The organism is Acinetobacter sp. 129952 (assembly GCF_056642055.1).
In genome coordinates this window covers 88,451-102,522 of the sequence record NZ_JBWVSU010000010.1, presented here as the reverse complement: position 1 = coordinate 102,522, position 14,072 = coordinate 88,451, and the positions used below count along the sequence as shown (strand labels likewise).

Below are 14,072 nucleotides of genomic sequence, written 5' to 3'. Positions count from 1 at the left end.
TTCTTCATAATCTCTTAATGATCTTCTTGCTAATTCGTCACCAGCAAGCTAGGTCGGCTATATTACTCTCTATCTCTAGAAAGTCAACCAGTAATGAAAACTATTTTTAAACTTTCTTTCTAAAACCCAACTCAATCAAACTTAACTAAGTCACTGTTTTATCAGAAGTTTTAATCTTCATCACCGCCGATGGATGTGCATTCTACAGGATTCCCGACCCAATACAACCCCTATTCTTAAATAATTCAGCAAAAATATCACGACTGTTTATTTATTCTACAAAAATCGCACTTTTCTTCATTTCTTGAGCAGTAAAGGGACTGAATTGGATAAATGACTTAATCTTTTTTCTGTTTTATTCTGTTCCTGAAAGCGTAAAGGCCGACAATCTATGTATTCACAATAGCCCCCTTCCCCACTTTCGGTTTCTTCATTTATTTTCACTTGATAACTAAAACTTCCTACATAGCCCGCTGCCAGGCCAAATTTAAAATCTCCACGACTTTGCCCTTGTACCCAGATACAAGTACCGTCTGCATTTTCATAACACCATTCAAATTCGCGCGGCAAATACATACTCTGCCCATTAGGTGTCGTGACACGCGGATAAACACGATGAACTTTAAAATAAACTTTGCGATCGAACATTTGGGTCCGCATGTTTTTTAAATCACGCAGATAGATCCGCGACTGAACAATACGATTAAAACCATCCCGAATTTGCGCCAACAACAGTTGCCGGTTTTCACTAAGATTAATAATTTGATAAGTCAGGAAGGCCAAAGGCAGATAAGGAAAGTTAAAACTTCGCGCGTATTCAAAGCTTCCCAGACCATCAATCGTATATTGCTGCGCTTTATAGTTCACCGTTCCCTGACAATGACATAGCAAAGACCAGTGATCTGCCAAGGAAAACCGCATTTTGGTAAAATGAGAAATCAGTTGAATAGTTTGAATATTTAAATCCAAACTGAGCTCCGAGTCAGAACGTTGCAAACGAAAATTTGGGAAATTTCCGCTCAATTGCTCCCGATCCAGAAACTGAAACAGACCCGATTTAAAATGACAGTCCTGCTTGACCGAGTAGTGATGTAATTGCCCCACCATATGCGGACTCGAACTGCAAATCACGGTGGCGGTATCTAAGGCTGTGGTTTCGATTGCGCTCGGGTTTGACAGCATGGGTGCATTGGGTTGCCCGATAATACTCATAAAGTTTAAATAATAGAGCGGTGCCGGAAGCCCGGGGATCATCAAACCTTGATGAATAATTTTATATTTTGAGGTAGGACCATGATAGGCGGGATAGCGCGAAACAGCAGGAGTCTGATTTAGCTGTTTCGAACGATCTAAAAAATCTTGAAGAAACCGCATCTCAGACTCCTTATATTTTTATAATGTACTCGATCTTTTTGCCATAAAGGTGGTTACAAAACCAGACAAGGCATAGAGAATAGAAATGACCAGAATGCCGACAGGAATATTATAAGTCATCGCTGCAAAGACGAATACGGCAATTGGTAGGACAAAAAATGGAACCCGTTTACGTTCTACAGTTTTAAATGAATAGTATTTGATATTGGAAATCATCAACAAGCCTACCGCAATGATGACCACTGCATTAATGACCTGAAGAGAAGGTTCACGAATATCAAAGATTTCTGGAAAATCCAGACCGACCCAGACCAGTGACACAATCATGATGGCAGCCAGAGGACTTGCGACACCAATAAAATAACGTTTGTCGACCACACCAATCTGTACATTGAAGCGTGCCAGACGGAACGCAGCACATGCGGTATAAACAAAACAAGCCGCCAGACCAATACGGCCCAAATCACTCAAGCCCCAGCTATACATCAAAATAGCGGGAGCTACGCCAAAAGCCAGCATGTCAGAAAGCGAGTCAAATTGTTCACCGAACGGACTTTGTGCACCAATAGCACGTGCCACACGTCCATCCAGTCCATCCAGTAATGCCGCAATAAAAATCGCATAAATAGCTTGCTGAAAATCACCATTCATACTGGCAATAATCGAGTAGAAACCTGACAACAACGCTGCCGTTGTAATCAGGTTCGGCCATAGATAGATGCCTCGACGCTTAACTTTTTGCCCTTCCTGGGTATGCTCCTCTTCTTCTACCTCAAAGGTGATGCCATCGAAAGGCACTTCAGTTGAAGAGTCACGTTCCGGTTTGCTTATATTTGTCATTCTTGTCGATCCTAGCTATGACCTGATCTTTGAAAAAATTATTCGCCCACTAACCAACGAACTGCAGCGTGACCACCGTTTTCACTCATGCGAAGATGCGGGAATAACCACTGTAGTGCTTCATCAGCATCTTCAGAGAATTTCCAAGGTGGGTTAATCACCAGCAAACCACAACCGTTCAGGCCTACTGGGGTATCATCCGGCCATACACAGACTTCACACACCAGTTGACGGCGGATACCGGTCTTAAACATTTTCTTCTCAAAACGTTCAATCATGGCACGGTCTTTAATTGGATACCAAACGGCAAATACACCTGTCGGCCATTTCTTATACGCAGCAACCAGCAGTTCGACCAACTGCGGGAAATCTTTACGTTCCAGTTCATATGGCGGATCGATCATCACCAGACCACGTTTTTCTTTTGGCGGAATGACTGCCAACAGACCTTCGTATGCATCACGCTCATGCAAACCGGCACGCTTGTCAAAAATATTATGACGAAGTTGCTGGAATACATCACGCTGCATTTCAAAAATGGTCGCTTTATCAATTTCACGCATGCCTTCTAGCGCAAACCACGGCGAACCCGGATAAGCACCCTTACCAAAGTTTTCACGCATGTTTTCAACAATTTTCAAGTATTGTTGTACGCCTTCAGGTGCATTACGCTTGATCGAATCATCCAGCTTAATAAGACGATGAATACCGTTTAAAAACTCACCTGATTTTTGCGCTTCGGCAGTCGACAAATCATATTTACCTGCACCACCATGTGTATCTACATAGCGATAAGGTTTGTCTTTTGCATTCAGTCGAGTCAACAACTGAAGCAATAAAACGTGCTTCATGACATCGGCAAAGTTGCCTGCGTGGTAAGAGTGACGGTAATTCATGTTTCAATTATTCCTAAGATCAATTGCTATTTTAACATGAAAAACTATTTCGTTCAGAAACGATTATTGCACTAAAATAGCGGACCTTTTTTTACCACACTATCGAGAATTGAAAAAATGGAAGCAGTTATCATCCCAGGGGATTGGAATGTTGATCAAATCTTAGATGATTTAGATCAACATGGCTTTAGTATTGTTGACGATGCTTACTCTAGCGAATATCAACATGCAGTGAGTCAAGAATGCTTAAGCCACTTAAACGAATTTCGTAATGCAGCCATTCAAAATGGTGTCGTTAACAACATCCGTAGTGATCATATTCTTTGGTTACAACCTGAATTTCAAATTTCCCACCGACACATCCAAACACTTCAACAATTTTCCCAAATTTTAAACCGCGCGTTTTATTTAGGCATCAAAGATGTCGAAGCACATTTCGCTTGCTATCACGCGGGTGAGTTTTATGCTCTGCACCGTGACAACCCTCAAGATAAAAATGGCCGGATGATTTCCAGTGTGTATTATTTACATGGACAATGGCAGACGGACTGGGGCGGTGAACTACGCCTGCAGGACAAACATGGCCAGTGGCATATTATCCAGCCAAAACCGAACCGAATGGCGCTGTTCCAGAGCGATTTATTACATGAAGTTTTAATCTCTAAACAGCAACGCCTATCCATTACCGCCTGGCTAAGAAGTGATACCTCACTACTCTAAGACACGCTGCCGCTTTAAATTTTAATTTTTAACCTCATATAGCCATTATTGAGAAATGAGGATTGCGTTGATGCGATTAACGACCAAACAGATTATTCAACGTCTGGGTGAAACTGACCAATTGTATTTAAAAGGCAATACGCCGGAATTAACGCTTGAACGTGCTGATCTTCGTTTACAGCTGGTGACTTTAAGTGAACTGCGTCAGGAACAGCGACATTTCCTGCAAGAAGCCGTAGTGTTGCTGGAACAAGGCCGGGTAGAATTTGAAGAAATGCCGCTGCGCATGTATATCAACCTATCTTTGCATCTGGCCAAGGCTTATATGATGTTTTTTGAATTGACCAAAGAGCACCATTTCGCCCTGATTACTCAGCAAATTTTAAAGCCAATGGCCAGTTATGAACATGGGGACATTTATTTCTTTCTGGCCTATGCCAGTGCCAGTAAAAATGAGCCGGCCCTGACCCGCCACTGGTTAGGTAAGTACACCACCACTGCCGAATTTGAGCTGGAATTATTACAGCAGCATCATGCATTTAATGATTATCGTCAGCACGAATGGTTTAACAAAATATTAAAAAGCAAAATGCATTAAGCCAAAGAACAAAAACGCCTCAAATGAGGCGTTTTTTAATACAAGCTATATCATCTTATTTTAAATATCAGAAAAATATAGGAAAAATGATCAAGCAGGTTGACGTCTATAAGCGTCCATGTGCAGTTGCTGATTCAGTTCATCGACCCAAATTGCCCAATCATCATCTTGTACCAAATGGCTAATCAATAAAGAACGCTGGGCTTTATTCCAGAATGGCGCATCATGCAAGGACAGCCCTGCTGGCAGTTGATGGGTGCGTACATACAATTCAATAGCCGCAGGACTATTGGCGAGACCGAGCTGAGAAAACAAGAGCTCTAAGGATGGTTGGTTCTTTGCGAGCATCGCGCCCTCCTTATATCAGATAAATTGTAATTATTTATAGATCTAACTTATAAGATAAGACAAAAAAAACCTAGTCCTTTGACTAGGTTTGTTGTTTCTTTTTGTATGAATGCATTTAAACGCTTTGTTTGTCGCTTTCCACATGTAAAAGCTGATTTAACTTGTCAATAATGACAATCCATTCATCATCTTGGTGCCAATGTTCACGCAGGAAGGCACTTTGTCCCTCACTCCAAAATTCGGCATCTGGCAATGCGACTTCAGATGGCAATTGATGGGTATGGGTAAATTGATTAATTGAGGCTCCATCAGAAGGCAAACCCAATTGTTCAAATAATAATTCTAAAGTTAACTGTTGTTCCGTAAGCATAAATAGACTCCATCGTAGTGTTAAATTATGAGCGTGTTGAGATTCGAATTCTTAGGTTGATTTATGGCCGAGTATGTCACAGGAACCTGAACCCTCTGCCTCAATATGTAATTGTTCATTCAATACATCAACAAAAATGGCCCAGTCATCATCTTTCTTCCAGTGACTGATCAGAAAGTCATGCTGTGATTTACTCCAAAAAGGAGCTTTATGCAGGGGCACATCCATACCGATTTGATGCGTATTAATAAACTCATCAATCGCTTCCGGACTCGAATCCAGACCCAATTGTTCAAAGAAAAGTTCGAAGGTGGCGCGTTGTTCTAACATCTGAACCTCCATCTTTTTTATCTATAATCTTGTCTCTACCTTAGATCGCTCATAGCGAAAACTCAGTTGTCTCTCCTTCACAGCTTGTTATTTTTTGTTGATTAAAGTGAGTGATATAAAAAAAGCACCCCAAATGGAGTGCTTTTTCAACTTAATCTGAAAAGATCAAATTATTTAAGCATGTCAGCAATTGCTGCGCGCTCTTCTTCAAGTTCATTCAACGTGAAGTTGATACGCTCTTGACTAAATTCGTCGATTTCTAGACCTTGAACGATTTTGTATTCACCGTTTTCAGTCGTTACAGGGAAACCGAACATTACGCCTTCAGGAATACCGTAAGAACCGTCAGAAGGAATACCCATAGTTACCCATTCGCCGTTTGTACCAAGAGCCCAATCGCGCATATGGTCGATTGCAGCGTTAGCAGCAGAAGCAGCAGAAGACAAACCACGTGCTTCGATAATCGCAGCACCACGTTTACCAACAGTCGGAAGGAATGTATTTGCATTCCATTCTTGGTCGTTGATCATGTCTTTAACGCTTTCGCCGTTAATTGTTGCAAAACGGTAGTCGGCATACATGGTTGGAGAGTGGTTACCCCAAACTGTAAGATTTTTGATGTCTTTAACCGCTTTACCAGTTTTAGCAGCAATTTGAGATGCAGCACGGTTGTGGTCAAGACGTAACATTGCAGTGAAGTTTTTCGCTGGAAGATCTGGAGCAGATTTCATTGCGATGTAAGCATTCGTGTTTGCAGGGTTACCAACAACTAGAACTTTAACGTCACGGCTTGCAACTTCGTTCAATGCTTGACCTTGACCGATGAAGATTTCACCGTTCACTTTAAGCAGGTCAGCACGTTCCATACCTGGACCACGTGGACGTGAACCAACTAATAACGCATAGTCAGCATCTTTAAATGCAACTTTAGGATCATCAGTACCGATCATGTCTTCTAGTAATGGGAATGCGCAATCTTGAAGCTCCATCATTACGCCTTTAAGCGCTTGTTGAGCTTTCTCAAAAGGAACTTCGAGCAATTGCAAAATCACTGGTTGATCTTTACCTAGCATTTCGCCGCTTGCGATACGGAATAATAGGCTGTAACCAATTTGACCTGCAGCGCCAGTAACGGCAACACGAACTGCTTGCTTCATCTAATTATCTCCAATTGAGGATATTCAATGCGATTAAATAGTTAGTATTTAATCTAATAATCGTAAACGCGAAAGATTGTACTCCAATCCTTTGCCAGATGCATATAAAAGAGGACGGATTTCACCTAAAGTCTGATAGGAAATATAAATTAAATCGGCAAAAAAGCTCAGTATGTTCCTTTTATTGTGACAGTTTTTGGGCATGTATTAATAATGTTGGCAGGACAGGATTTGTAATTACCATTGGGACGATAACAGACCTTGATCGAGGTAAGTACGCTGGCTGACTGGGTCTGCTGGCAGTTGAATCGCAAGCCATTGCCCGGTAATTGCGGATTAATTTTCAGGAATTTGGCCCGCAATGTATCGACAGAAATCGTAATATTTTCCTGTTCTGTCAGTTCTGCGGGCACTTTCAGGCGATCTGCATAATTGATAATCGTGCGGAAATATTGACTAGCATTCATCGGCACGCAGCCACCGATATTACGCCATAAAATTGTCCGGGTATTGTCATCCGGCATGATCCTGGCCACTACCTTGGACTGCAGTGGTGACAGTTTCGCAGAGCTATTGGTCCTGCAATTTTGTGATGTGGTCTGAGGATATAAGCCGGAGATATTCAGCGAATAACCTTCCAGACATTTTCGTTTCTTGGCATATTCCGGATACAGACTACATAGGGCCGGGACCATTTGTACATCCATGACATAGTCTGTCGGCGCAGCAAACGCTGCCGGACTGCTGGCCAAAAATACAAGCGTAACCGATCCAGCCCAGACTCGACGATCCTTCATTATTTTCATGAATAAATCACCATCCCCCAATAATTTTAATTTTATTGTGTATTACGTAATGGTATCAGTTGCATGCGTTTACCCACTGACTGTGCCCCCTGTCCTAACAAGATACCGTAATGCGTGGCATTGGTCATGACATGTTTCACATAATCTCGGGTTTCAAGTAAAGGAATACTTTCAGTATATTGATCTGCGGCCATTCCCTGAAATTCTGGCTGCCAGCGGCGGGCACGGTTTGGTCCGGCATTATAGCCTGCTGTTGCCAGCACCGGACTATTGCTGAGCTGACGCTGAATGGTAGATAAATAGAATGTTCCGTAGCGAATATTGGTATTCATATCGGTGAGTGCTGCCGGATTATAAGCCTCACCCATTTGACGCGCCACCAACTTGGCCGTATCCGGCATAATCTGCATCAGACCACCCGCCCCGACATGTGAACGTGCGACGGTATTGAAACGACTTTCTTGACGCATCAAACCATAGGCCCAGGCCGGATCAATCCCCGCATTGCGACTATGGCTGACCACGTAATTCTGATGTGGCATTGGATAACGATAGTTATAATTATGTTTGTTCGCGGTACGGTCAGCGGCATAAATGGCACGATCATACCAGCCCATATCCATGGCACGTTTTGCCGCGGCCAGCAACAGGTCATCATCCTTCTTTAGATAAGCCTGACGCACTGCCCAGTTCCATTCCCGGTTAATATAGTTCTCCGGGGCGCTGATATTACGTAGCGTGAAAGCACGGCGGAAATGAATATCCTGTTCCAAACGTTGCAGGGCCTGATTGGATGGCTGCGCTGGATTTGGTGTACTCGCAGTCACCTGCCCCAGCTTGTCGCGTGCCAAAAGATTGTGATAGTCATCTCCGGTCGCCAGCTTACGATAAATACTTTCTGCTGCCTGTTTGGAAGCACGGTCAGCACGTTGTTCGCTGGCACGTGCCAGCCAGTATTGCCAGCGATCTTCCTGCTTCTGGTTGACGCTCATGCTGTCAATCGCACGGATCAGGCTTTCCCATGCACTAAAACGAATTGCCTGACGCGCATAAATCTCGGCTTCTTCCGGGCTAAATGGCAGGCCATAGCTGGCATCTAGCGCATTTAACACTTCACGGTTGAAGTTGTTTTTCATCACTGTGGTACCACCGATATAACCGACAGCACGATATAAGGCGCGTTGTACCTGTACTGGTGTACCTTCGGCAGTCCGTTTGACGATAGACAAAGCTGAGTCCAAATCGCTATCGGCCAGACGTCCCAGCGCATAAATCAGATAGGCCTGCTCCGCCGCAGTACTTTTAGGCGCAGACCACAAATAATTAGTGGGATTGGCCTGAATCGAATTCAGTTGTGCCAGAGACAGATTTAGACCAATGCCTTGCGCTGTCGCAATGGCCTGACCTGGCTGTCCGGCACGAAGTTGTCCCCAGAGTCGCTGCTGACGGTCTTCTGCCGTCATAAGTGGACTGGATAGCATCATCCGGCCCAAACCGGTACAAGATTCAGGCTGGCTATTGGTAGTTAACCAGACTTCTTTAAACTCGGCATAGACCAGTTCATCGCCAGCTTTGGCGCGCACTTGTGCCACTGCACAGGCTTCGGCAGGATCAGCATTGGTTACATAAGGCAATACCGGTTGGGCATTGCTAAAATCTGCCATTTTTACTTTTTCTTCGACATAGTCCGCTGCCAGCTTTTCAGCCATCGCAGATTGAGGGTAACGCTGGGCAAAGCTGATAATCTGGCTGACAGGCTGCATGGCAAGATTCTGGTTTAAAATCCAGTATTCCGGGTAATAGCCCAAGGCATCATTCTGCATAGACAGACGATATTGTTGTAACAGTTCAGTATTACCTGCATTGGCTGCACGCAAGGCATCATTAAATTGTTCTTCTGCTGCCTGTGTACTCGCTGAACAGATACATGCCACACTTAAAGTAATTAATTTATAGTATTTATACATAGTTTTAGTGTGTTTCAACATCCCTTTGCCTTCTATCATCGATTTTGTGCTTAGCCCATGTTGCATATCATAAGAGCTAGTTTGAAGATTATAACCCACTCTATTGTTCAGTTATGTAACCTTATGATTAAGCAATATTAATCTACAGACAATTTTTGCCCATAAATCAATATTTTTCCACAGTTAATTTGGGCTATAAGTTTAAGCGACTTTCCTGCTAAAATATGCGCCTTTCCAAGATTTCAGTCCGTGAATTGAATTTTTATTCACCTGTTTGATGCATCAATCAGGCTGTTCGTTCACTCTTTCAACGTATTACCTTGTAGGAGCCTACATGACGGTTCAAACCTTCATTCCGAATGGTGCCCCAGCTGCCTCAGAAAACACTGTTACCCAGCCAGCGCACACCCCAATTAGCGATGCTTCAGTCAAAAAACTGTACATCGAAACGCAAGGGTGTCAGATGAATGAGTACGACAGTCACCGTATGGCAGACCTGTTAGGCGATTCTCATGGCTATGTGCTGACCACCGATCCTAAAGATGCCGATATTCTGCTGATGAATACCTGCTCGATCCGTGAAAAAGCCCAGGAAAAAGTCTTCTCCGAGCTGGGTCGCTGGCGTAAGCTTAAAGATAAAAATCCTGACCTGATTATTGGTGTTGGTGGTTGTGTGGCGTCTCAGGAAGGCGATAACATCCAGAAACGTGCCAATTATGTCGACATGATCTTTGGCCCGCAAACCCTGCACCGTTTGCCGCAAATGCTGGATCAGCATTTTGAGCAGATCGAAAAGCCGAAAAAAGAAAAAATCAAACTGGTGGATATTTCCTTCCCGGACATCGAGAAATTCGACTTTTTACCTGAACCGCGTGTTGAAGGTTATAAAGCTTTTGTCTCGATCATGGAAGGCTGTTCTAAATACTGTTCTTTTTGTGTGGTGCCGTATACGCGTGGTGAAGAAGTATCTCGTCCACTGGATGATGTGCTCGCTGAAATTGCGGGTCTGGCAGAAAAAGGCGTGCGTGAAATTTCACTTTTAGGTCAGAACGTAAACGGTTATCGCGGTGAAACTTTTGAAGGCAATATCTGTACCTTTGCCGATCTTTTACGTTTGGTTGCAGATATTCCGGGCATTGGCCGTATTCGTTATACCACCTCGCATCCACTGGAATTTAATGATGACCTGATCCAGTGTTATCGTGACCTGCCACAAATGGTTTCACATCTGCATCTGCCGGTACAAAGCGGTTCCAATGATGTGTTGCAAGCGATGAAGCGTAACCACACCATTGATGTCTATATCGAAAAGATTAAAAAGTTACGTGCAGTTCGCCCTGACATGCACCTATCTTCAGATTTTATCATTGGCTTCCCGGGTGAAACAGATGAAAACTTTGAAGAGACTTATCAGTTTATTCAGGATCTGGATTTCGACCATTCTTATAGTTTCATCTATTCAAAACGTCCGGGTACGCCTGCGGCAGAACTGGAAGATACGATCTCTGAAGATATCAAAAAAGAACGTCTGGCCAAAGTTCAGCAATGGATTAAGCGTTCAAGCATTGACAAGACGGATGCCATGCTCGGGACCATCCAGCGTGTACTGATCGAAAAAGTTTCTGATAAAGATCCGAATATTCTGGTCGGTACGGCGGACAATACCCGTTATGTTAACTTTATTGGTGACCCTGCCTGGGTAGGCCGCTTTGCCGAGATTGAAATTACCGAAATTAAAACTTTGAATTTAGTTTACGGTGAGCTCTTGAATCTTGAGCCTGACGTGGCGTAATGTAGAGCATATAACGCACACTTCATAAGGAACACTCTTGACTGCAGCGATTCGACGTACAGTAGCTTTTCCTGGAATTTCGATGGACCGTATACAAGCCATGTTAGGTGCCTATAACGGCCATTTGAAGCAAATTGAACAACGTTTAGACGTCAAAATCTCCCATCGTGGAGAAAGTTTTATTATTGATGGTGGAATCGATGCCGTTGAGAGAGCCGAAATGCTCTTGCAACGTCTTCATGAAGAATCTGAACATAGTCAGCAGATTAGTGCAGATACTTTACATCTGATGATTCAGGGCAGCCAGACTGACCGCGAGCTTCAGCAAGATCTGGATGATCAGGAACATACGGGGCTGGACAATGTGTGGCTGCAAACCCGTAAAGGCCGGATCAATCCGCGTGGTGCCAACCAGAAACGTTATGTACAGCGCATTCTGCAAAGTGATATTTCTTTTGGTATTGGCCCTGCCGGTACAGGTAAAACCTATCTCGCCGTTGCAGCTGCAGTGGATATGCTGGAGCGCAATGAAATCCAGCGCATTCTGCTGGTTCGTCCTGCGGTTGAAGCCGGTGAAAAACTCGGTTTCCTGCCGGGAGATTTAACCCAGAAAATCGATCCTTATTTACGTCCTTTGTATGACGCGCTGTATGAAATGCTTGGCTTTGAAAAAGTGGCCAAGCTGATCGAACGTCAGGTGATTGAAGTGGCTCCGCTTGCTTATATGCGTGGCCGTACCTTGAATCATTCTTTCGTGATTCTGGATGAAGCGCAGAATACCACCCCAGAACAGATGAAGATGTTCCTGACCCGCCTAGGTTTTGGTTCACGTGCCGTGATTACCGGCGACGTAACTCAGGTAGATTTACCGCGTGGTCAGCAATCCGGTCTGTCACATGCCTTGCGTGTGATTGATAAAATTCCTGAAATTCATATCACCCGTTTCCATTCGCGTGATGTGGTACGTCATCAGCTGGTACAGAAAATTGTCGAAGCCTACGAAGGCTGGGACAGTGAACAGCAGCGTTTAAGTGCTGAGGCACGTGCCGAACGTAAAGCACGTCAGGATGCCTTGATCGCTGAAAATGATGCTGCGGCAGACGCACAGCATTAAGCTTTAAACTTAAGGATTTGTGTTGAAACTTAGTCTTTCCTTACAACAGGACTTTCAGTCGCCTGAACTGGTGCTGAAACGTGCCTATATTAAAAAAGTTGTAGAAACCACTTTACGTCATATTGGCACTCAAAGTGATTGCGAAATTGGAATTGCCTGTGTTGATAATGACGAAAGTCATAAACTGAATTTGGAATATCGAGGCAAAGACAAACCGACCAATGTCCTGTCTTTCCCAAGTGAACTTCCAGATGAAATGGCGCAGTTTCTGGATGCATTTCCCATTGGTGATCTGGTGATCTGTATTCCTGTAGTACTGGCGGAAGCGCTGGAACAGCAAAAAGTACCATTAACGCATTTCACCCATATGCTGGTACATGGCACTTTACACCTAATGGGCTATGACCATGAAACCTCGGATGAAGATGCTGAAGAAATGGAAGGCATTGAAATCGAGATTCTGGCCAAGCTGGGTTTTGAAAATCCTTATCTAGAACAGAACTAAAATTTCTTCATAAAAAAGCGGGCTAAGGCCTGCTTTTTTTATTGTTTACCCTCACCCCAACCCTCTCCCATAAGGAGAGGGAGTTTTAATACCTATAGCTCAATGATAGTTCTCTCTCCCGTTGGGAGGGAGTTAAAGGGAGGGTTTACAAATGAATAAAATGGTCTAACGCACCTCAAATTCTGCTTCTGCCGGATCAAATCGCCAGGTACGAATCACCCGTAGTTCGGAAATTTCTTTCATTTTACTGTCGAAAGCACCAAATGGTGCTGCCTTGCGCACGGAAGATTTAGCTGCTTCATCCAGCATGGCATGTCCTGAACTGTCAATCAGTCGAATGGCACGAATCCCGCCATTCTGATTCAGGATCACCATCAGCCGCACTTCCCCTGCCAGATTCTGCTGTTTGGCTGCTTCCGGATAGTAGCGGTTACCATAAAATTCCACTTTTTCACGGAACTTTTCCAGATAGGCGGCCGAAACATCCTGCTTGGACTGAATACCATCTACAGTCTTAATTTTTTGTTGACGACTGAAATTTTGTTGACGCTGTAAATATTGCGCTTCCAGACTGGCGACCATGGCCGCTTTGGCCTGAAATTGGCTCTGTAATTGCTCCTGCATTTTTTTACGCTGATTTTCTTCCGCCTGCTTTTGCCAGCTCAAGGTGGTCATCAGGACTTTTTCTTCAAAACTGAGTTCCTGTTGCTGTTGCAGCATATCTAGACTTTCTTGCAGTTCTTCGCCTGCATGTTGCTCCATTAACGGCGATGGCATATCACTCGACATGCGATGCGCCTCTCTAAACTGGCCGGAACCCTGCTGGTCTGTTTGGGCCAGAAAATCAGCATGCTCAATTTTTTCATCAGTCTGTCGCAAACTGACTGCGATTTCTTTGGTACTGGTATCCCGATCTTGCGGCATACCAAATTCCAGGGTCAGCACGATCAAATGCAGAATGCCTGCGGCAAGCACCGCACTGCTAAACACTGGATCTTTCCACCAAGTTCTGACCAGAGGCATTAGTATCATCGTTTTTTCACATTCGCCCAAACTCAATACTGAGCTCAGCTCCCCAAAAAAGTATTTGAAAGATTAAAAATAAACGGATTCGTCATTTATCTTTTTAAAATGCCAAATCCATCAAATCTTCAACGTTACATAACTAAAACTATAAAAATGGTGCTATTTATTTTGCTAAACTTCAAGCATGAACGCTTGTATTTTTCATACAATTCGACAAGATACATCCCGA

15 protein-coding genes are annotated in these 14,072 nt (G+C 43.8%); 5 read left to right on the top strand and 10 right to left on the bottom strand.

Features of this window, described 5'->3' with window-relative positions; all coding sequences use genetic code 11:
• Positions 1-297: 297 nt before the first annotated feature.
• From AC1IR0_RS12255 to AC1IR0_RS12245, 3 genes are read right to left on the bottom strand one after another with little or no spacing between them, the layout of a single operon-like run.
• Entirely contained in the window at positions 298-1,374 is a 1,077-nt protein-coding gene (locus tag AC1IR0_RS12255; protein ID WP_148335244.1) for a DUF6670 family protein, read from the bottom strand.
• A gap of 18 nt (positions 1,375-1,392) precedes the next feature.
• Entirely contained in the window at positions 1,393-2,214 is an 822-nt protein-coding gene (gene pssA / locus AC1IR0_RS12250; protein WP_005108642.1) for a CDP-diacylglycerol--serine O-phosphatidyltransferase, read from the bottom strand.
• Positions 2,215-2,252: 38 nt separating this feature from the next.
• Positions 2,253-3,110, bottom strand: coding sequence for a 23S rRNA (adenine(2030)-N(6))-methyltransferase RlmJ (locus AC1IR0_RS12245; RefSeq protein WP_004281423.1), 858 nt, complete (start codon positions 3,108-3,110; stop codon positions 2,253-2,255).
• A 117-nt stretch (positions 3,111-3,227) separates the two neighbouring features.
• Between AC1IR0_RS12245 and AC1IR0_RS12240 the strand changes: the two genes are divergently transcribed.
• Positions 3,228-3,830: a 2OG-Fe(II) oxygenase gene (locus AC1IR0_RS12240; protein WP_191111887.1), complete on the top strand. Its 603-nt coding sequence runs from the start codon at positions 3,228-3,230 to the stop codon at positions 3,828-3,830.
• Positions 3,831-3,900: 70 nt separating this feature from the next.
• The gene (locus tag AC1IR0_RS12235; protein WP_004281425.1) at positions 3,901-4,428 is read left to right on the top strand and encodes a hypothetical protein; all 528 of its coding nucleotides are present in this window, start codon (positions 3,901-3,903) and stop codon (positions 4,426-4,428) included.
• Between the two features lie 90 nt (positions 4,429-4,518).
• Here the strand turns inward: AC1IR0_RS12235 and AC1IR0_RS12230 are convergent, their stop codons facing one another.
• The 6 genes from AC1IR0_RS12230 to AC1IR0_RS12205 form a co-directional block, all read right to left on the bottom strand.
• Positions 4,519-4,776 carry a DUF2789 family protein gene (locus tag AC1IR0_RS12230; RefSeq protein WP_004645106.1) on the bottom strand — a complete coding sequence of 86 codons (258 nt, stop codon included), beginning with the start codon at positions 4,774-4,776 and terminating at the stop codon, positions 4,519-4,521.
• A 115-nt stretch (positions 4,777-4,891) separates the two neighbouring features.
• Positions 4,892-5,146 (bottom strand): DUF2789 family protein, encoded by a 255-nt coding sequence (locus tag AC1IR0_RS12225; RefSeq protein ID WP_479741424.1) that lies wholly within the window; start codon positions 5,144-5,146, stop codon positions 4,892-4,894.
• 51 nt (positions 5,147-5,197) lie between these two features.
• A complete protein-coding gene (locus AC1IR0_RS12220; RefSeq protein WP_191111886.1) occupies positions 5,198-5,476 on the bottom strand; it encodes a DUF2789 family protein in 279 nt (92 codons plus the stop codon).
• Positions 5,477-5,646: 170 nt separating this feature from the next.
• Positions 5,647-6,633, bottom strand: a complete 987-nt coding sequence (locus AC1IR0_RS12215) for a malate dehydrogenase (RefSeq protein ID WP_004645103.1) — start codon at positions 6,631-6,633, stop codon at positions 5,647-5,649.
• Between the two features lie 167 nt (positions 6,634-6,800).
• Complete coding sequence (locus AC1IR0_RS12210) at positions 6,801-7,439, bottom strand: ribonuclease T2 family protein (RefSeq protein WP_409666537.1); 639 nt, start codon at positions 7,437-7,439, stop codon at positions 6,801-6,803.
• Positions 7,440-7,471: 32 nt separating this feature from the next.
• Positions 7,472-9,406: a lytic transglycosylase domain-containing protein gene (locus AC1IR0_RS12205; RefSeq protein ID WP_479741425.1), complete on the bottom strand. Its 1,935-nt coding sequence runs from the start codon at positions 9,404-9,406 to the stop codon at positions 7,472-7,474.
• Positions 9,407-9,740: 334 nt separating this feature from the next.
• On the opposite strand from AC1IR0_RS12205, the gene miaB reads away from it, so the two are divergent.
• Genes miaB through ybeY form a run of 3 tightly spaced genes read left to right on the top strand, consistent with a single transcriptional unit; the run spans position 9,741 to position 12,817 of the window.
• Positions 9,741-11,198 (top strand): tRNA (N6-isopentenyl adenosine(37)-C2)-methylthiotransferase MiaB, encoded by a 1,458-nt coding sequence (miaB, locus tag AC1IR0_RS12200; RefSeq protein WP_409666535.1) that lies wholly within the window; start codon positions 9,741-9,743, stop codon positions 11,196-11,198.
• A 37-nt stretch (positions 11,199-11,235) separates the two neighbouring features.
• Positions 11,236-12,312, top strand: a complete 1,077-nt coding sequence (locus AC1IR0_RS12195) for a PhoH family protein (protein ID WP_004732214.1) — start codon at positions 11,236-11,238, stop codon at positions 12,310-12,312.
• A gap of 22 nt (positions 12,313-12,334) precedes the next feature.
• Positions 12,335-12,817 carry an rRNA maturation RNase YbeY gene (ybeY, locus tag AC1IR0_RS12190; RefSeq protein WP_071850834.1) on the top strand — a complete coding sequence of 161 codons (483 nt, stop codon included), beginning with the start codon at positions 12,335-12,337 and terminating at the stop codon, positions 12,815-12,817.
• 165 nt (positions 12,818-12,982) lie between these two features.
• Here ybeY and AC1IR0_RS12185 read toward each other — a convergent pair whose 3' ends face one another.
• Positions 12,983-13,840 (bottom strand): energy transducer TonB, encoded by an 858-nt coding sequence (locus tag AC1IR0_RS12185; protein WP_017397977.1) that lies wholly within the window; start codon positions 13,838-13,840, stop codon positions 12,983-12,985.
• Positions 13,841-14,072 lie beyond the last annotated feature (232 nt).